Raw genomic sequence first — 19,672 nt, 5'->3', positions numbered from 1 at the left:
GCAGCAGGTTCAGCGCTTCGTCGAACGTGGTGGTGGTGCCGTCATGGCGGATCGCTTCGTACAGGGTGGTCTGCAGTTGCGGACCGTCGACCGAGTCGACGATTTCCAGGCGGAAGACCACGTGGCCGTCGCCGTCCACACCCACCACATCGTCACCATCCATCTGCAGCACGATGGCGCCGCCATCGGTGGCTTCCAGGTTGGTGCTCAGCTCGCCACCCGCCGGGATGCCGCTGAAGTAGAAGTTCCCGGTCAGGCTGCCAGGACCATCCTGGCCGTAGCCACCACCAACGGTGAACAGACTGACCAGGCCGCCACCACCCAGCTCGGTGGTCGCACGGCCCAGGTAGCCGGCGCCATCATCGTCGTTGCCATCGGCCGTTTCACCCGGAGCTTCGCGGTCGACGCCCAGGGTCTCATCCAGCTGCAGGTTAAGGCCCCGGCCCTCCATCTCTTCGTTGAGCCCGACGGTCAGCGTCGGGCTGTCATCGTCCACCAGAATGCTCAGGCTGCCCGTCGCCGGGGTGCCGTTGCCGTCGGTGATGGTGTAGTTGAACAGGTAGACGATGTCGTTCTCGTCGCTCCCCCCTTCCTCCGGTGCGGCATGGTCCAGTGCGGCCAGCAGGTCGAACTGGTAAGAGCCGGTCGCCAGGTCGGTGACCTGAGCGACGAATACCACGGTAGCCCCGGCGAAAGCCGTGAGCGTCAGGCCGTCAGCACTCACTTCATAGGTGAGCGGAACCCCGCCCGAGCTGATGCCCATCGCAGCCAGACCGGCAGTGGACCAGACGAAGGCGCCGGGGCCGTCGGGGCCGAAGCTGTAACCCAGCACACCTGTGACCTGGGTGGCCTCGCCATCCAGGTCGTTCACGCCGCCGACGATGCCGTCGGACAGGCCTTCTTCATCCACCTGGTTGGAGGCGGTGCCGCCAGTGGGAATGCCATCGACTGCCGGGTCGGCCAGCGCAATAGGTTCGGCTTCGGGGAATTCAGGGCCGCTGTTGAGCCCCTCGGTTGGATAACCGATGACCGGATCGAGTGCGCCGCCCACTTCGGTCAGCAGCACGAAGGAGTTGCCACCGCCGGCACCACCCGCGCCACCTGCACCGGCACCCGGACCGGCGGCGGTCGCCTCGCCCTGCAGGGTCGGGTCATCGCCAGCCTCGATCGCGGCCTGCAAGCGCTCGACGTCGGTCAGGTCATCGTCGGTGGGAGGCTGTGGCGCCTCGACCACCGGTGCCTGGGTTTCACCCCGGTACGCGAGCATCTGTGCGTCGAGCGTGATGCTGCTATCGCGGCCAAGGGTCAGTTGCTGACCGTTGGTCATGGAGACTGCCACGGCGCCGGTTGCTCCGGTCACCAGCTGTTCTCCTGCGTAGACGCGATCGCCCTCGCTGACAGGCCGGCGCGATCCGTCGCTCGCTACCGCGAAAACCTCGCCGACAACCTGACTGACGATACCGATGAGAGTAGCCATGATTCCATCCTCACTACAGCTGCCGACCACCGCCGACACGTACCTACCGAAAGGGTCAGAACACCTTTTCGAAGTCGGGGGACAAGCCCTGACAGCTGATTGAAATGGAACGGCGCAAAATCCAGAAAAACGCGACTGACAATAAAATGTCACCACAGCATGCGTCGAACTACTCCATCAGATGAATCCCCGATTTTTGATGCCTGACTGCTCACTGCAGCTGCGCAACCCACGAAAAATGAGCACTTGCGCAGCTAGCACCTTCAAACAATGTGCTGCTTTTCGCAGACTTCATAAGACTTTTTCCGAATAGGGGTTGTGAAAAAATCATCTTAGGTCCTCCGAAAGTTGTTCTTAGCTCTGATGTTACAAGCCTGAAACGGTTTGACAGGACAAAACGCCATTTTTATGGCGACAGGATAAGAACTTCAGTAAGGAGAAACGCCAATGCGCACCCTATCCCCTCTATGGAGCGCCATGCTTTTGGCGACGGTCTGCAGTCAGGCATACGCCATGAACCTCACGGAAGCGATCCAGAGCACGCTAGACAACCATCCGGAGATTCACGCCGCGACCAACAGCCGCCTGGCATCGGATGAGGATGTGAAATTCGCCAAGGGTGGCTACCTGCCGACCGTCGATCTGCTGGTCGGCTACGGCCGGCAGAACACCGACAGCCCCAGCACCCGTGACCTGGGCGACCACAACACGGAAACCCTCAACTACCGCAACGCGGAGCTGCGCCTGCGGCAGATGCTGTTCGACGGTTTCAACACGCCCAATGAAGTCGCCCGTACCGAGGCCGTGGTCAACTCCCGCGCCTATCGCTTGCTGGGCACCTCCGAAAGCCTCGCCCTGCGTACCGTCGAGGTCTACCTGGATGTGCTGATGCGCCGCGAGATGGTCTCTCTGGCGCGCAACAACCTGCAGGCGCACCAGCGCATCAACGACCAGATCGGACTGCGCAGCCGTCAGGGTGTCGGCAGCACCGCCGACCTCGACCAGTCCGAAGCCCGTCTGGCTCTGGCGCAGAACAACCTCTATACCGAGGAGGTCAACCTGGCCGACGCCGAAGCCAACTTCTTCAGCGCGGTCGGTCGTCTGCCGGATCAGCTCGAGTCGCCCGCCACGATCAAGGGCAACATGCCGGAAGACCTGCTCGCAGCCCGGCAGACGGTGATGGACAACAACCCCTTCCTGAAATCGGCACAAGCCGACGTCCAGGCTGCCGAGAAGCAGTACGAGGTCGCCAAGTCGCCGTTCTACCCGCGCTTCGACGTGGAGCTGGCCACCTCGGCCGACGACAACGTGCAGGGTGACGAAGGCCACTACAGCACCTGGCGGGCCGCCGTGGTGATGAATTACAACCTGTTCAACGGCATGCGCGACAAGGCCCGCCTGCAATCCGCCGCGCACCAGATCAACGAGTCGATGGACATTCGCAACAATGCGCTGCGGGTGCTCAACGAGAACCTCTCGCTGGCCTGGAACGCCATGGAAAACGCGCGCCTGCAAACCCCCAAGGCACGTGACTACGCCGATTACACCGCACGTGTACGCGAGGCCTATCAACAACAGTTCAGCCTGGGACAGCGCACCTTGCTCGACCTGCTCGACAGCGAGAACGAACTGTTCACGGCCAACCGCCGCTACACGGAAGTGCGCTATGGCGAAGAGTTCTCGATGTATCGCGTCGTTGCAGCGATGGGTGATCTGCTGCGTCAGCAGCAGGTCGTGGTCCCGGCGGAAGCGGTAGCCCTCACCGAGGTGAAGAGCGAGGCGCGCCTGCCAGAAATGAAGTAAGCCGTAGCGGCAGGAGTAGTAGATGACCACCATGGAACGGCCAGGACCGGCCAGCGATCCGCGGCTCAGCCACGATGATCCCCTGCTCGATGGCCTGCTGATTCTTTGCAGGCTGCATGGCTGCTCCGTCAGCCGCGGCACACTGAGTGCAGGCTTGCCCCTGCCGGAACAGCGCCTGAGTGCCGACCTGCTGCCGCGCGCTGCGGCGCGGGCCGGCCTGCAGGGGCGTCTGCTGCAGCGCAAGCTGGCCAGCATCTCGCCGCTCAGCCTGCCGGTGCTGCTGTTGCTCAAGGACGGCCGCAGCGCCGTGCTGCGCCAGTGGGGGCCGAAGCAGCAGGCGCAGATCCTGCCCTGCGAGACGGATGGCGGCGAACAGTGGGTCAGCCGCGAACAGCTGGCCGCCGAGTACAGCGGCCAGGCGTTCTTCGCCCGCCCGCGGCATGAGCTGGAAGAAGCCCGCACCCCACTGGTGCCGCGCATCGAGGCCTGGTTCCGCGACACCCTGAAGCTGTCACGCTGGCTCTATACGGACGCCGTGCTGGCCAGTCTGCTGATCAACCTGCTGGGCCTGATGGTGCCGCTGTTCGTCATGCAGACCTACGATCGCGTGGTGCCCAACCAGGCCACCGCGACGCTCTGGGTCCTGGCCATCGGCCTGTTGATCGGCACTGGCTTCGAGCTGTTGCTCAAGGTGTTGCGCGCCCACCTGCTGGACACGGCGGGCAAGAAGACCGACGTGGTGCTCTCGGCCACCCTGTTCGAGCGCATCACCGGCATGTCGATGAAAGCCAGGCCGGCCACCGTCGGCGGCTTCGCCCAGAGCATCCACGACTTCCAGGGGCTGCGCGACTTCCTCACCGCCGTGACGCTGACCAGCCTGATCGACCTGCCCTTCTCCCTGCTGATGCTGCTGGTGATCGGCCTGATCGGCGGCCCCCTGGTATTCATCCCGATGCTGGCGTTCCCGCTGACCGCGCTGTTCGCCTTCATCATCCAGGCGCGCCTGCGCGACACGGTGCAGAAGAGCCTGCAACTCGGCTCGCAGCGCCAGGCGCTGCTGATCGAGACCCTGGGCGGCCTAGAGATGCTCAAGGCCTGCAGCGCCGAGAGCGAACGCCAGCATCAGTGGGAGCAGACCCACGGCGCCCTCACCCGTCTGGACGCTCACGCCAAGTTCCTCGCCGCGCTGGCCACCAACGGTACGCTGTTCCTGCAACAGTTCGCCGGCATGGCCACCATAGTTGGCGGGGTGTACCTGATCATCGCCGGCAACCTCAGCGTCGGTGCGCTGGTGGCCTGCTACATGCTCGGCAGTCGCATTCTCTCGCCGCTGGGGCAGATCGCCGGGCTGATCACCCGCTACCAGCAGGCGCGCCTGACCATGACCAGTACCGACGCGCTGATGGCCCTGCCGCAGGAACGCCAGGAGAAGCAGCGCCCGCTGGACCGCACTCAGCTCAAGGGGGCACTGGAGCTGCGCCAGATCAGCTTCACCTACCCGGGGCAGAGTGCACCGGCCCTGAACAACGTCAGCCTGCGCCTCGGTGCCGGCGAACGCCTCGGCATCATCGGCCGCAGCGGCTCGGGCAAGAGCACCCTCGCCCGTCTGCTGATGGCCTTCTACAGCGCGGACGAGGGGCAGATCCTTCTGGACAACCTCGACCTGCGCCAGCTCGATGTCGCCGACCTGCGCCACCAGATCGGCTACGTGTCCCATGACCTGCCGCTGCTGGCTGGCAGCCTGCGTGACAACCTGACCCTGGGCGCGCGCTACGTCGACGATTCGCGCATGCTCGAAGTGGCGGAGCTGACCGGTGTGGTCGAACTCGCCCGCCAGCATCCCCAGGGCTTCGACCGCCCCGTCGGCGAGCGCGGGCAATTGCTCTCCGGCGGCCAGCGCCAGGCGGTGCTGCTGGCTCGCGCCCTGCTCCTCGACCCGCCGATCCTGGTGCTGGACGAGCCCACCAGCGCCATGGACAACACCAGCGAAGACCTGCTGCGCCAGCGTCTGCAGCCCTATGTGCAGGGCAAGACGCTGATCATCATCACCCACCGTGCCTCCATGCTCAGCCTGGTCGAACGCCTCGCGGTCCTGGACAACGGCCGGGTCGTGGCGGATGGACCGAAGGAGTCGGTGATCGAAGCCCTGCGCAAGGGCCGCGTCGGCCCGGCCAGCCTGTAGGAGCGACCTGCGATGCAAGCGACGCAGAATCTCGGCAACTACCTCGGCAGCCTGCGCGAAAAGCGCCAGGACACCGAGTTCATGCCGGAAGTGGAAGGCGCCATTCTCGAGGACTCGCCCTGGCTGACGCGGCTCACCGTGTGGTCGGTCTGCGCCTGCCTGCTGGCGGCACTGGTGTGGGCACACTTCGCCGTGCTGGAGGAAGTCACCACCGGTCAGGGCAAGGCCATCCCGTCGAGCAAGGTGCAGGTGATCCAGAACCTGGAAGGCGGCATCGTCAGCGAGATATTCGTCCGCGAAGGCCAGGTGGTGAACAAGGGCGACACACTGCTGCGCCTCGATGACACCCGGTTTCTCTCCAACCAGGGCGAGACCGAAGCCGACCGCCTGGCCCTGATCGCACGCATCGAACGCCTCACCGCCGAAGCCGAGGGCCGCGCCCCGGCACTGCCGGAAGAGGTCAGCCGCGACGCTCCGCAGCTCGCCGAGGACGAACTGGCGCTGTACCGCTCGCGCCAGCAGCGCCTGGAGAGCGAGCAGCGCACGCTCGGCGAGCAGTACCGGCAGAAGGAGCAGGAGCTTGCCGAGTTCCGCTCCAAGGCCCAGCAGTACCGCTCCAGCCTGGGCCTGCTGCAACAGGAACTGAACATGTCGCAGCCACTGGTGGCCTCGGGCGCCATCTCGCAGGTGGAGCTGCTGCGCCTGCGCCGCAGCCTGGTGGAACAACGTGGCGCCCTGGAAGCGACCAACCTGGCCATTCCACGCGCCGAAGCGGCCATGGCGGAGATCAAGAGCAAGATGCAGGAGTCGCAGCTGGCCTTTCGCGCCGAGGCGTTCAAGGAGCTCAACGAGGTGCGCACCGAGCTGCAGAAGATCAATGCCACCAGCGTCGCGATCCAGGACAAGGTCACCCGCACCACGGTGACCTCACCGGTGCGCGGGGTGATCAAGCAGCTCAAGGTCAACACCATCGGCGGCGTGGTGCAGCCCGGCAGCGACATGCTGGAGATCGTGCCGCTGGACGACAGCCTGCTGATCGAGGCCAAGGTACGGCCGCAGGATGTCGCCTTCCTCCACCCGGGGCAGAAGGCCATGGTCAAGTTCACGGCCTACGACTACACCATCTACGGCGGGCTCAAGGCCAACCTGGAGCTGATCAGCGCCGACACCATCACCGACGAGGAAGGCAACAGCTTCTACCTGATCCAGGTGCGCACCGAGAAGAGCCACCTGGGCAGCGACGAGAACCCGCTGCTGATCATCCCCGGCATGGTCGCCAGTGTGGACATCATCACCGGCGAGAAAAGCGTGCTGGCCTACCTGCTCAAACCGGTGCTGAAGGCCCGCTCCGAAGCGATGCGCGAGCGCTGAGCCCCGGCATTCACGTAGCCCGGATGCAATCCGGGGCCGAGCGGCAACGTCCGCCGACTACATCCGGGCACAGCCTCATCGCTCAGGCCTACCGCAGATGGTTGCGGGTAAAGACCTCCTCGCCCATCGCGGCGATCTGCCCGTCGATCAACGCGTCGAAGGGCTTCAGCAGCGCCTCGAAACGCTGCGGTGCCTCCAGCGCGTCCAGCGCCGCGACGATCGCCTCCACGGTCGACAACGCCCCCTCTCCCGGTGCCTTGCGCAGACGATAGCGTGACGGCGCGACGCTGCCCAGGCTCACCCGTGGCAAGCCGGCCAGCAGCGGATTGAGGTGCAGCAGCTTGCGTGCCTTGCGCCAGGTGCCGTCGGGCACCACCAGCAGCAGCGGCTGCTCAGCGGGTGCATAGGCGGTCAGCGCCACGGCATCGTCGCCGGGAAACAGCAGGCAGGCCCGGTAACCGGGCTGTGCCAGCCACTGCGGCAGATCGTCGAAGACTTCCCCCACGCGCAGTTCGGCATTGGCCAGGCCGAGTGCCGCCAGGCGTGCGGTGTTGAGGGCGTGGCCAGCCTCGCTCGGGTGCTGCAGGATGAGCACGCGCGTACGGCTGTCGAGATCAGGAATCAGCGCGCACAGGCAATGGCCGAGCGGGCGCTGGCAGCGGGAGCAGGTTGGACGGGGCATGCCGCGCAGTGTGCCATGAACGCCACGCGCCGCGCAGCCCGGATGCATACCGGGCTGCACGCGGCCTCTCGCTCAGCGGTTGAAACGCTCCGCCAGGCTGTGCAGGTAATCGGCCATCTGCTCCAGCTCGAGGCTGATGGACGCGCCCTGGTGAGCCTGGCCGGCGCTGTGATCCGACAGCTGCGCGATCCGCGTGATCTGCCGGCTGATATCGTCGGCGACGTGGCTCTGTTGCTCGGACGCGGCGGCCATCTGCTGACTCATCCCGGTGATGCGCGTGACGGCGGAGCTGATGCCCTCCAGCGCATCGCGCACCGACTCCACGCTCTGCACGCTGCCACGGGAAATGTCCTCGCCCTTGCTCGCCGTCACCACCGCGCGCTCGGCTCCCGCACGCAAGTCGGAAATGATCTGGTGAATCTGCTCGGTGGACTCCCGCGTGCGCGAGGCCAGCGAACGCACCTCATCGGCCACCACGGCGAACCCGCGCCCCTGCTCCCCGGCCCGGGCCGCCTCGATGGCCGCGTTGAGCGCCAGCAGGTTGGTCTGTTCGGCGATCGACGTGATCACATCGGCCACGCTGCCAATGGACTGAGTGGAGTTGGCCAGTTCGTTGACCGCCTGGCCGATATCGCTCACCGCCTTGGCCATCTGGCGCATGGACTCCAGGCTCCCCACCGCCAGATCACGCCCCTCGCGCGCCAGGCGATCGGCCTCCTCGGCGGCATGCGAGGTGCTCTGCACGTTGTGCGCGACCTCCTGGATGGTCGCGGCCATCTGGTTGATGGCGGTCGCCGACTGATCCGTCTCGGCCCGCTGCTGGTCGAGCAGCTGCGAGCTGGAGCGCGACAGTTCGGCCGACTGCGAGGCCCGCTTCTTGACGTTCACCCCGGCGTCTTCCAGCCGCGTGAGCGCCGTCTGCAGGCGCGCTTCCTCGCTGATCATCGCCATGTCCAGCAAGGCCTGGGCACCGCGGTTGTCGCTGTAGGTCAGCGCCACCAGGGCACTGGTGAAGGCCTTGGGATGCTCGGCCAGCGTGCGCCGGATCAACTGCCGCTTGCTGTACAGCTGGTAGGCGCCGAGGGCGAACAGGGTGACGATGACGAAGCCCATCAGCCAGAAACCCGACAGCACCCAGTGGGCCGCCAGCATCAGGGCCGCAGCCATGATCAGCGGCCAGGAACGCACCAGGTCGTAGGTCCAGTACTCGAGCGCGGAAACCGGCGGCTTGCCCGAGCGCAGACGGGCATAGAGCTTCTCCGCCCGGCGCTTCTGCATCTCGCTCGGCACCGAACGCACCGACTCGTAACCGGACACCCGACCGTTCTCGTAGATCGGCGTGACATAGGCACTGACCCAGTAGTAATCGCCGTTCTTCGCCCGATTCTTAACGATGCCCATCCACGGCTTGCCCTGCTTGATGGTGTCCCACATGTGCCCGAAGACGCCTGGCGGCATGTCCGGATGGCGCACCAGGTTGTGCGGCTGACCGATCAGCTCCTCCCGGGTGAAACCGCTGATCTCGACGAAGGCATCGTTGCAGTAGGTGATCTTGCTGCTGAGATCGGTCGTGGAAATCAGGCGTTCTTCAGCAGGGAAAGTTCTTTCCCGCTGGGTCACGGGTAGGTTCTGGCGCATCGAGGCATCCCTGTTCGCGTTGGAAGTTGGTACAGACGTATGAATAAGTACTAGCACAGTGAAACCCCTGCGCCAGGTGTGGTTTCTACGTCTTTCGGAGAATAGAGGCGACCCTGTTTCAGATCTGATTCAGTTGCGTCTTCAACAAATCACGAAACGTCTGGATCAGCGGCTCACGCGTACGACCCCGGCGCAGGATCAGCGAGAAAGGTGCCTGATAGCCGAAGGTCGCCGGTGACAGAACCCGCAGCTGATTCTGCTCGACCCAGTGCTGGGCATAGTGCTCCGGCAGGTAGCCGATATAGGCCCCGGACAGCACCAGGATCAGCTGCGCCTCCATCGACTCCACCGTCGCGGCACTGTGCTTGAAGCCATGCCGCGCCAGCTCGGCCTGACTCCAGTAGCCACGGCCCACCATGCGCTGCTGGGTGATCAGCTCCACCGGAATGCGCCGCTGGCCGAACAGCGCATGCCGCTCGCTGCAGTACAGCCAGTGCTGCTCGCGGTACAGCGGCTGGTAGACCAGCCCGTTCATGCGTGTGGAGAAGGCGCCGATGGCCAGGTCGAGACGGTTGTCCAGCACCGCCAGCTGCAGCTCGTAAGGGCTCATCACCGACAGGTGCAGGTGCACGCCTGGGTGCTCCTGGCTGTAGGCCCCGATCACCTCGGCCAGCGGCAGTGCCGGATCGCTGACGGTGGAGTCCAGCACGCCGAGATTGAGGGTGCCGCGCAGCTCGCCCTTGAGCGCCGCCGAGTAGCGTTCGAACCCCTCCAGTTCCCCGAGCAGGCGCAAGGTCTCCTGATGGAACAGCTCGCCCTTGCTGGTCAGGCTGAAACCTCCGCGCCCACGATGACAGAGCACGATGCCCAGCTGACTTTCCAGCTGACTCATGTAAGTGCTGATGGCCGACGTGGAGAGATTCAGCTCCTGCTGCGCGGCAGCGAAGCCCTGGTGACGGACCACGGCGACAAAGATCTTCAGCAGTTTCAGGTCGGGCAAGGCGAAGGACATGGGCGGCTACGGCAGTCGGTGGGCGGACAGTGTAGCGTCCTGCGCCGCCCAGACACATCCGCGATGACAGCCCATTAGTTCAGCGATTGCTGAACTGATTTTTTGCTCGCAACGATTTAACCGAGCTGACCCCTGGGCAAACAATGCGGCCCATAACCAGGCGCCGGCTCGAATCGGACGCCACCGGGCACGACTCACGCCCCTTGCCAATCTGCCGCAGACCCTCGCCCTCTCCAGGAGACGGCCATGCGACTGGATATCTTCCGCTCCCTCTGGGGCTATCGCGGCAGTTGGCAACAAGCGCTCGACGAAGCGTTCAGCGCCGGCTTCGACGGCCTCGAGGCGCGAATCCCCGAAACCGCCGCGCAGCGCAGCGCCAATGCCCGCATCCTGCGGGACAACGACGCCCCCTACATCGCCACCCTGTTCACCTCCACACCCGTACTGCCGCGGCAGAGCGACAGCCCGCAGGTGCACCTGGAAGACCTGCGCATGAAGCTCGACTGGGCCGCCGAACTCGGCCCGCGCCTGGTCAACGTGCTGCCCGGCAACGACCGCTGGGCACTCGGCGAACAGGTCGACTTCTTCGCCCGCGCCGTCGAACTGGCAGACGCCAGCGACCTGCACGTCTGCTTCGAGATTCACCGGGGGCGCTCGCTGTACAGCCCCTGGGTCACCCTCGAAGTGATCCGCCAGGTCCCCGAACTGCGCTTCACCAGCGACATCAGCCACTGGCTGGTGACCTGCGAGCGTCTGCTCGACGACCCCGCCGATGACCTCTCGGCCTTCGTCGAGCGGGTCGACCACATCCAGGCCCGCGTCGGCTACGACCAGGGGCCGCAGGTGCCGCATCCGGGCGCACCGGAATACGCCGAGCACCTCGCCTTCCATCAGCGCCACTGGGAGCGCATCTGGCGCAGCCAGGAGAAGCGCGGCCGCCAGGTCACCACGCTGACCCCCGAATTCGGCCCCGACGGCTACCTGCACCACCTGCCGTTCACCGACGTGCCGGTGGCCGACCTGTGGCAGCTCAACCAGTGGATGGCGCGCTGCGAGCGCCAGCACTTCCACCGTTTCACCAGCCGCTGAGGGCTCACCATGACCAGCAAGCACTTCACCGAAATTCCCGTGGTCGACATCGCCGGCCTGTTCAGCGGCGACCCTGCCGAGCGCAACGCCGTGGCCGCAGAACTGGGCCGTGCGGCACGCCAGGTGGGCTTCCTCTACATCAGCGGGCACGGCATCGAGCAGTCGCTCATCGATGGCCTGCACCAGGCGGCCGAGGCCTACTTCGCCCAGAGCCTGGACGACAAGATGCGCCATTACATCGGTGCCTCGGACAGTCACAAGGGCTTCGTGCCCGAGGGCGAGGAGCGCTACAGCGTCGGCAAGCCCGACCACAAGGAAGCCTTCGACATCGGCTTCGAAGTCCCGGCCGACAACCCGCTGGTACTGGCCGGCACGCCGCTGCTGGGGCCGAACCACTGGCCCGCCCTGCCCGGTTTCAGGGAGGCCGTGCAGGCCTACTATGCGCGCATTTTCCAGCTTGGCCGCACCCTGTTCCGCGGTTTCGCCCTGGCCCTGGGCCTGCCGGAGAACACCTTCGACGAGATGGCCAACTTCCCGCCATCGAAGCTGCGCCTGATCCACTATCCCTACGATGGCGAAGCGCAGGACGCTCCCGGTATCGGTGCGCATACCGATTACGAGTGCTTCACCATCCTGCTCGCCGACCGTCCGGGGCTGGAAGTGATGAACGACCTCGGCCAGTGGATCGACGCACCGCCGAAGCCGGGCACCTTCGTGGTCAACATCGGCGACATGCTCGAAGTCATGAGTGCCGGCACCTTCGTCGCCACCTCGCACCGCGTGCGCAAGGTCAGCCAGGAGCGCTACTCCTTCCCCTTCTTCTATGCCTGCGACTACCACACGCAGATCCGCCCGTTGCCGCAGTTCGAGGCAGCCGGCCAAGCCTACGAGACCATCAGCATCGGCGAGCACATGTGGAGCCAGGCGCTGCAGACCTACCAATACCTGAAGAAGCGCGTCGAGGACGGCCAGCTGCAGCTGCCCGAACGCGCCCGTCGCCCGTCCAGCTTCGGCCATCTGAAGCACCAGCCGAGCGCGCTGTGATTTCCCCCTGCCAACCCAACACCTGATCCGGAGATAACCACAATGGCAATCCGCAACCCGCTGCGCACCACCCTGCTGGCCCTCGCGTGCACCCTCGCCAGCGGCCTGAGCCAGGCCGCCGAAGCACCCAAGACCCTGTCCAGTGGCGAACTGAAGGTAGGCATGGAGATTTCCTACCCACCGTTCGAGTACTACGAAGGCGACAAGGTACTGGGCTTCGACCCGGAAGTGTCCGCTGCCCTGGCCAGACACCTGGGCCTGGAAGCGAGCTTCAGTGACATCAGCTTCCCCAACCTGATCCTCGGTCTCGACGCGGGCCGCTTCGACACCATCATCTCCGGCATGTACATCCTTCCCGAACGCCTGGAAAAGGCCGACGCCATTCCCTACGCCAAGACCGGCGCGGCGATCATGGTACGCAGCGACGCCGAGAAGAAGCCGGCCGCCCCCGAAGACCTCTGCGGCCTGACCGTCGGCCTGCAGCAGGGCACTTCGTGGATTCCGGCACTGCAGAAGGTCTCCGACGGTTACTGCAAGGAGCAAGGCGCCGCCGCCATCACCATCAATCAGTACCCGACCACCGCGGAAACCACCCAGGCCCTGCTCTCCGGCCACATCCAGGCGCACCTGGAGATCGACGCAGCCTCCTTGCGCATCGTCGAGCGCGCCAAGGGCCGCATCGCCATCAGTTCCAGCAGTGCGATCTATCCGCAGGTGCTGGGCATCTACGTGAAAAAGGGCAACGCCCAGCTGCTCGACGCACTGAAAGCCGCGCTGGACGACTTCAAGGCCAGTGGCGAGTACAGCGCGCTGCTGAAGAAATACAACCTGGAAGAAGCCTGAGAAACAGCCACAGGCGGCAAGCCGCCTGTGGCGCACCGGAGATGACACATGCCGTTCGAATGGAGCTATTTCTTCTCCCTGTTTTCCATGCCGGCCTTCTGGGCGGCATGCTGGACGGTGGTGAAACTCAGCAGCCTGGCCTGGCTGATCGGCCTGCTGCTGGGCTTCGCCCTGGCCAGTGCCAAACAGGCTGCCAGCCGCTGGCTCAGCGCACCGGCATCGCTCTACGTCTGGTTCTTTCGCAGCGTGCCGCTGCTGGTGCTGCTGATCTTCGTCTACAACCTGCCACAGCTGGTGCCCGCCAGCGGCAAGCTGTTGTCCAACCCCTTCTATGCCGGCCTGATCGCTCTGGTCCTGACCGAGGCGGCCTACATGGCGGAAATCCACCGGGGCGGCCTGCTCTCGGTGGCCAAGGGCCAACGCGAAGCGGCTCGCGCACTGGGCATCGGTCGTCTCGGCGCACAGCGCCTGATCGTGGTGCCGCAGGCGTTCCGTATCGCCCTGCCGACCCTGACCAACGAGTACGTCACGATCGTCAAACTGACCTCGCTGGTCTCGGTGATCTCGCTCAGCGAACTGCTGCTGGTCGGCCAGCGTCTCTATGCGCAGAACTTCCTGGTGCTGGAAACCCTGGGCGCGGTAGCCGTGTACTACGTGCTGATCGTCAGCCTGTTCGGCTGGGGCCTGCAGTACCTCGAGCGGCATCTCGACCTCGCCAGACGCAAGCCGGGCACCCTCGGCGAGGAGCAGCTGGCCGGGCTGCGGCGCGACCTGCCGGCGGCCGCCAGCCGCGAGGTCCAGGCCCGGACGCCCGGTACTCCGGCGGCGCTGCACCTGAGCAACATCCACAAGCACTATGGCAATCATCACGTGCTCAAGGGCATCGACCTGAGCGTCCAGCCTGGCGAGGTCCTCTCCATCATCGGTCCCTCCGGCTCCGGCAAGACCTCGCTGATCCGCACCATCAACGGTCTGGAGAGCATCGATGAAGGCGAAATCGTGCTGTTCGGCGAGAGCTTCATCCAGGCCGGCGACCGCCCGGACAATCGTCGCCAGCGCGCAGGCGTGCGACGCATCGGCATGGTGTTCCAGAACTTCAACCTGTTCCCGCACCGCACCATCGCCGACAACGTCATGCTCGCCCCGCTCCATCACGGTCTGGGCACTCGCGTCGAACTGCGCAGGCAGGCGCTGGCCCTGCTCGACAAGGTCGGCCTGCTGGCCCATGCCGACAAGTACCCGCACCAGTTGTCCGGCGGCCAGCAGCAACGCGTGGCCATCGCCCGCGCGCTGGCAATGAAACCGCAGGTGATGCTCTTCGACGAACCCACTTCGGCACTCGACCCGGAGCTGGTCGGCGACGTGCTGGCGGTGATCCGCGACCTGGCCCGCGAAGGCATGACCATGCTCATCGTCACCCACGAGATGGACTTCGCCCTGTCCATCTCCGACCGCGTGCTGTTCATGGAAGACGGTCACGTTCAGCTCGACGCCTCGCCCGCTGCCATCCGCACCGGCGACCACCCGCGCGTACGCCGATTCATCGGCCTGGAGAACGCATGAACGATATCGCCACCCTGCGCCGCGACCTCGCCGCGGCCTATCGCCTGGCCGCCCTGTTTGGCTGGGACGACACCCTCTACACGCACTTTTCCGTACGCCTGCCCGGCAGCGGAGAACCGCGCTTTCTGATCAACCCCTTCGGCCTGTTCTTCGAAGAGGTCCGCGCCAGCGACCTGATCGTGGTGGACATGCAGGGCAAGGTGGTCGAGGGCAACGCCGACTACAACGTCGCCGGCTTCACCATTCACAGTGCCGTGCACATGGCCCGTGACGACGCCCATTGCGTGATCCACACCCACACCCTGGCAGGCATGGCCGTTGCCGCGCAGGATGCCGGCCTGTTGCAACTCAACCAGATCAGCACCGAATTCCACCAGCGCCTGGGCTACCACGCCTACGAAGGCGTGGCGCTGGACCTGGACGAACGCAGCCGCATCCAGCGCTCGCTGGGCGACAACATCGCCCTGGTGCTGCGCCACCACGGCCTGCTCAGCGTCGGTGCCAGCGTCGCCGATGCCTTCTATGTCATGTACTACCTGAACCGTGCCTGCGAAATCCAGCTCGCCAGCACCGGCGGCGGCCAGGCCTGCAGCGAGATCGCGGAGCCGCTGTCGCGCCACGCCTGCGAACAGTTGCAAGGCGCCGAATGGCAGCGCCAGCTGCTGTGGCAGGCCTGGCTGCGCAAGCTCGATCGCCTCGATCCCGGATACCGCGACTGACACATCACCGTCGTCCGGGTACAGCCAAACCCCCATGAATCGGGGGATCAGGCACTTACTTCAGACAATCCTGAAGTAAGTTTTTGCCCCTGCCGATTCTTCCCGACACCTGGCCGGCCAAGAATCCCGCCACAACCAGAACAAGCCTGAGGCCCTCCCATGGACAAGAAACTCCACCAGCCCCTGGGTGGCAACGAAATGCCACGCTTCGGCGGCATCGCCACCATGATGCGTCTGCCGCACATCCAGAGCGTCGAGGAAAAGCGCCAGCTGGACACCGCCTTCATCGGCGTACCACTGGACATCGGCACCTCGCTGCGCTCCGGTACCCGCTTCGGCCCGCGCGAGATCCGCGCCCAGTCGGTGATGATCCGCCCGTACAACATGGCCACCGGCGCCGCACCGTTCGACTCGATCAACGTGGCCGACATCGGTGACGTGGCGATCAACACCTTCAACCTGCTCGACGCCGTGCGCATCATCGAAGAGGCCTACGACGAGATCGTCGAGCTCGGCATCACGCCACTGACCCTTGGCGGCGACCACACCATCACCCTGCCGATCCTGCGGGCGCTGCACAAGAAGTACGGCAAGATCGGCCTGGTCCACATCGACGCCCATGCCGATGTCAATGACCACATGTTCGGCGAGAAGATCGCCCACGGCACCACCTTCCGCCGCGCCCAGGAAGAAGGCCTGCTCGACAGCCAGCGCGTGGTGCAGATCGGCCTGCGTGCCCAGGGTTACACCGCCGAGGACTTCAACTGGAGCCGCAAGCAGGGTTTCCGCGTGGTGCAGGCCGAAGAATGCTGGCACCAGTCGCTGGCTCCGCTGATGGCCGAAGTGCGGGAAAAGGTCGGCGGCGGCCCGGTCTACCTGTCGTTCGATATCGACGGCATCGACCCGGCCTGGGCGCCGGGCACCGGCACCCCGGAAATCGGCGGCCTGACCACCATCCAGGCCATGGAAATCATCCGTGGCTGCGAGGGCCTGGAGCTGATCGGCGCGGACCTGGTGGAGGTCTCCCCGCCTTACGACACCACCGGCAACACCTCGCTGCTCGGTGCCAACCTGCTTTACGAAATGCTCTGCGTGATGCCTGGCGTCACAAAACGCTGATCGCCGAATCCGGGTGCCCTCGACGGCACCCGGAACATCCATACAACAACAATTCGGATGCCTGCCATGAATCATGATGAATCCATGCCCCTGCTCGACGACCAACCCGGCGCGAGCACGCCCTTCAACCTGCGTCAGCTGCTGATCTTCCTGATCCCCTCGCTGCTCGGCGTACTGCTGTTTCTCACCCCCATCGTCTACGAGGAAAAGGTCACCATCGGCCTCGGCGTGATGGCCGATGCGCTCAAGGCGGCGTTCAACGACCACCTGCCGGCCATCGCCACCGCCCTGCTGCTGGCATCCGCCGCGCTCGGCCTGCTCGGCAGCCTGTTCAAGCCACGCTGGCTGACCCAGCGTCCGGCACTCAACGAACTGTTCAACCTGCCGCCGCTGTGGCTCGGCCTGCGTGTGCTCGGTGCGCTGTTCGCGGCGATGACCTTCTGGCAGTTCGGCCCTGAATGGATCTGGGGCGCCAACACCGGGGGCGTGGTGCTCAAGGACCTGGCGCCGGTGCTGATCACCTTCTTCCTGGTGGCCGGGCTGATCCTGCCGCTGCTTACCGACTACGGCCTGATGGAATTCTGCGGCACCCTGGTGCGCAACGTGTTCCGCAAGGTCTTCGGTCTGCCGGGGCGCTCGGCCATCGACGCCATCGCCAGCTGGCTCGGTTCCGGCACCGTCGGCGTGCTGATCACCGCGCAGCAGTACCAGAAGGGTTTCTACAGCGCTCGCGAAGCGGCGGTGATCGCCACCAACTTCTCCATCGCCTCGATCGCCTTCAGCCTGCTGATCACCAGTTTCATGAAGCTCGACCACCTGTTCGTGCCCTTCTACCTCACCGTGGTGGTGGCTGGCCTGGCGGCGGCGATCATCACCCCGCGCATTCCGCCGCTGTCGTGGAAGAAGGAAGAATACGTCGCCGGTGTCGGCAAGCAGATCCGCGAGGAAGTCCCGGCGGGTACCTCGCTGCTGCGCTGGGGCCTGGCCCAGGCCGTGCGTCGCGCCAACGCCAACCCGTCGCCGCTGCAGATGGTGCGCATCGGCGTGCACAACGTGGTCGACATCTGGCTCGGCCTGCTGCCGCTGGTGATGGCCATCGGCACCCTGTCGCTGGCCATCGCCGAGTTCACTCCGATCTTCAACTGGCTGTCCTACCCGCTGGTACCGCTGCTCGAAGCCCTGCAACTGCCGGAAGCGGCCAAGGCCGCGCCGGCCCTGCTGGTAGGCTTCGCCGACATGTTCCTGCCGGCGGTACTGGGCAAGGGCATCGAGAGCGAGCTGACCCGCTTCGTGGTCGCCTGCATCTCGCTGACCCAGCTGATCTACATGTCCGAGGTCGGCGTGCTGATCCTCAAGGCCAAGCTGCCGCTGAGCCTGCTGGAGCTGTTCGTCATCTTCGTCCTGCGTACCCTGATCACCCTGCCGATCATCGCCCTGATGGCGCACTGGATCGTCGGCTAAGCCACAAGGAGAGAGCATGACCACCTGCGGTGAGTTTCTCGTCAAGCAGCTCCAGGCCTGGGGTGTCGACACCGTGTTCGGCATCCCCGGTGTTCACACCGTCGAGCTGTATCGCGGCCTGCCCGGCAGCGGCATCCGCCACATCACGCCGCGCCACGAACAGGGCGCGGGCTTCATGGCCGACGGCTATGCGCGCGTCTCGGGCAAGCCGGGGGTGTGCTTCATCATCACCGGTCCGGGGATGACCAACATCCTCACCGCCATGGGCCAGGCCTATGCCGACTCGATTCCGATGCTGGTGATTTCCAGCGTCAACGAGCGCGAGCGCCTCGGCCTGGGCAAGGGCTACCTGCACGAACTGCCCAACCAGCGGGCGATGACCGCGGGTGTCAGCGCCTTCAGCCACACGCTGATGAGCGTCGAGGAACTGCCCGGTGTACTGGCCCGGGCCTTCTCGGTGTTCGAGGGCGAGCGGCCACGCCCGGTGCACATCGAGCTGCCACTGGACATCATCACCGCCGACGCCTCGCACATGGCCCTGGCCCCACGTCCGGTGGTGCGTCGCCCGGCGCCCAACCGCACGCTGATCCGCGAGGCGGCCGGGTTGCTCAAGCAAGCCGAACGTCCGCTGCTGCTGCTCGGTGGCGGCTGCGTCGCCGCCGAGGCCGAGGCCCGTGCCCTGGCCGCCGCCCTGGATGCACCGACGGCCCTGACCATCAATGCCAAGGGTCTGCTACCGCCTGGCCATCCGCTGCTGCTCGGCAGCAACCAGTCGCTGCGTCCGGTACGCGACCTGGCGCTGGAGGCCGACGTGGTCGTGGCCATCGGCACCGAGCTGGGCGAAACCGACTACGACGTGGTGTTCGATGGCGACTTCCGCCTGCCGGGCCGCCTGATCCGCATCGACATCGACGCCCAGCAGCTGCACCGCAACTTCACCCCGCACCTGGCCATTCAGGGCGATGCGCGAGTAGCCATGCGCATGCTGCTGGCCGAGTTCAACCCGCGCGAGGCCGACCCCGGCAGCCCCGGCGCTCGCCGCACCCTGACCGTGCAGGCTCGCCTGAACGAAGATTTCAGCGGCTGGACGCACTACCGCCAGCTGTTCGCGACGCTGCTGCAGGCCCTGCCCGAGGCACGCTTCGTCGGCGACTCGACGCAGACGGTGTACAGCGGCAACCACCTGGTGGAACTGGACGGCGCGCGGCGCTGGTTCAACTCCTCCACCGGCTACGGCACCCTGGGCTACGGCCTGCCGGCGGCCATCGGCGCCAAGCTGGCCGAGCCAAGCCGCCCGGTGATCAGCCTGATGGGCGACGGTGGCATCCAGTTCACCCTGCCCGAACTGGCCAGCGCCGTGGAAGCCGGCGTCGGCATCATCGTGCTGCTGTGGAACAACGCCGGTTACGGCGAGATCAAGCGCTACATGGAGCGCCGTGACATCGAGCCGATCGGCGTCGACATCTACACCCCGGACCTGCTGGCCATCGCCCGGGGCTTCGGTTGCGCCGCCGAGCGCGCCCGTGACCACGCGCACCTGGCCGAGCTGCTGCGCAGCGCGCCGGCAGACCGCCCGCTGATTATCGAAGTGCAGGAGGCCGCGCCCTTTCACCCCTGAGCGGATCGACCACGGCTGAAACCGCTCCTGCAGAATGCGACCGCTGCGTAG

The 19,672-nt window shown here is 65.6% G+C and carries 15 protein-coding genes; 11 read left to right on the top strand and 4 right to left on the bottom strand.

The genetic code is table 11. The features are described 5' to 3' along the window. On the bottom strand, positions 1 to 1,477 hold a 1,477-nt coding region (locus tag EWH21_RS10515), incomplete at its 3' end, for a retention module-containing protein (protein WP_277700460.1). Between the two features lie 447 nt (positions 1,478 to 1,924). Here EWH21_RS10515 and EWH21_RS10510 point away from each other — a divergent pair. The 3 genes from EWH21_RS10510 to EWH21_RS10500 are packed head-to-tail and all read left to right on the top strand — an operon-like array spanning position 1,925 to position 6,833. Beyond that, the gene (locus EWH21_RS10510; protein WP_037053415.1) at positions 1,925 to 3,280 is read left to right on the top strand and encodes a TolC family outer membrane protein; all 1,356 of its coding nucleotides are present in this window, start codon (positions 1,925 to 1,927) and stop codon (positions 3,278 to 3,280) included. Between the two features lie 22 nt (positions 3,281 to 3,302). Beyond that, positions 3,303 to 5,462, top strand: coding sequence for a type I secretion system permease/ATPase (locus EWH21_RS10505; RefSeq protein ID WP_134677990.1), 2,160 nt, complete (start codon positions 3,303 to 3,305; stop codon positions 5,460 to 5,462). Positions 5,463 to 5,474: 12 nt separating this feature from the next. Continuing rightward, a complete protein-coding gene (locus EWH21_RS10500) occupies positions 5,475 to 6,833 on the top strand; it encodes an HlyD family type I secretion periplasmic adaptor subunit (protein WP_047584828.1) in 1,359 nt (452 codons plus the stop codon). 88 nt (positions 6,834 to 6,921) lie between these two features. Here EWH21_RS10500 and EWH21_RS10495 read toward each other — a convergent pair whose 3' ends face one another. The 3 genes from EWH21_RS10495 to EWH21_RS10485 all read right to left on the bottom strand — a co-directional run bounded on the left by EWH21_RS10495 (position 6,922) and on the right by EWH21_RS10485 (position 10,165). Then, positions 6,922 to 7,515 (bottom strand): DTW domain-containing protein, encoded by a 594-nt coding sequence (locus tag EWH21_RS10495; RefSeq protein ID WP_152488455.1) that lies wholly within the window; start codon positions 7,513 to 7,515, stop codon positions 6,922 to 6,924. A 72-nt stretch (positions 7,516 to 7,587) separates the two neighbouring features. After that, positions 7,588 to 9,153 (bottom strand): PAS domain-containing methyl-accepting chemotaxis protein, encoded by a 1,566-nt coding sequence (locus EWH21_RS10490; protein WP_277700459.1) that lies wholly within the window; start codon positions 9,151 to 9,153, stop codon positions 7,588 to 7,590. 118 nt (positions 9,154 to 9,271) lie between these two features. Further along, positions 9,272 to 10,165, bottom strand: a complete 894-nt coding sequence (locus EWH21_RS10485) for a LysR family transcriptional regulator (protein WP_037053424.1) — start codon at positions 10,163 to 10,165, stop codon at positions 9,272 to 9,274. A gap of 246 nt (positions 10,166 to 10,411) precedes the next feature. Between EWH21_RS10485 and EWH21_RS10480 the strand changes: the two genes are divergently transcribed. The 8 genes from EWH21_RS10480 (at position 10,412) to EWH21_RS10445 (ending at position 19,621) form a co-directional block, all read left to right on the top strand. Beyond that, positions 10,412 to 11,254, top strand: a complete 843-nt coding sequence (locus EWH21_RS10480) for a TIM barrel protein (RefSeq protein WP_179553954.1) — start codon at positions 10,412 to 10,414, stop codon at positions 11,252 to 11,254. Between the two features lie 9 nt (positions 11,255 to 11,263). Continuing rightward, on the top strand, positions 11,264 to 12,298 hold the full coding sequence (locus EWH21_RS10475; RefSeq protein ID WP_277700458.1) for a 2-oxoglutarate and iron-dependent oxygenase domain-containing protein: 1,035 nt from the start codon (positions 11,264 to 11,266) through the stop codon (positions 12,296 to 12,298). Positions 12,299 to 12,340: 42 nt separating this feature from the next. Beyond that, positions 12,341 to 13,141: an ABC transporter substrate-binding protein gene (locus EWH21_RS10470; protein WP_277700457.1), complete on the top strand. Its 801-nt coding sequence runs from the start codon at positions 12,341 to 12,343 to the stop codon at positions 13,139 to 13,141. Between the two features lie 48 nt (positions 13,142 to 13,189). Further along, positions 13,190 to 14,704 (top strand): amino acid ABC transporter permease/ATP-binding protein, encoded by a 1,515-nt coding sequence (locus tag EWH21_RS10465; protein WP_277700456.1) that lies wholly within the window; start codon positions 13,190 to 13,192, stop codon positions 14,702 to 14,704. After that, positions 14,701 to 15,423, top strand: coding sequence for a class II aldolase/adducin family protein (locus EWH21_RS10460; RefSeq protein WP_218952942.1), 723 nt, complete (start codon positions 14,701 to 14,703; stop codon positions 15,421 to 15,423). Before EWH21_RS10465 ends, EWH21_RS10460 begins: the two co-directional genes overlap by 4 nt. Before the next feature lie 159 nt (positions 15,424 to 15,582). Further along, entirely contained in the window at positions 15,583 to 16,542 is a 960-nt protein-coding gene (gene speB / locus EWH21_RS10455; RefSeq protein WP_277700455.1) for an agmatinase, read from the top strand. Between the two features lie 66 nt (positions 16,543 to 16,608). After that, a complete protein-coding gene (locus EWH21_RS10450; protein WP_277700454.1) occupies positions 16,609 to 18,003 on the top strand; it encodes a YjiH family protein in 1,395 nt (464 codons plus the stop codon). 16 nt (positions 18,004 to 18,019) lie between these two features. Continuing rightward, the gene (locus EWH21_RS10445; RefSeq protein ID WP_277700453.1) at positions 18,020 to 19,621 is read left to right on the top strand and encodes a 5-guanidino-2-oxopentanoate decarboxylase; all 1,602 of its coding nucleotides are present in this window, start codon (positions 18,020 to 18,022) and stop codon (positions 19,619 to 19,621) included. Positions 19,622 to 19,672: the final 51 nt, after the last annotated feature.

Source organism: Pseudomonas sp. REST10, assembly GCF_029542605.1.
GTDB lineage: Bacteria > Pseudomonadota > Gammaproteobacteria > Pseudomonadales > Pseudomonadaceae > Aquipseudomonas > Aquipseudomonas khazarica.
Note: the sequence above shows the minus strand (reverse complement) of the source record. Positions and strands in the feature narration are given on the sequence as shown.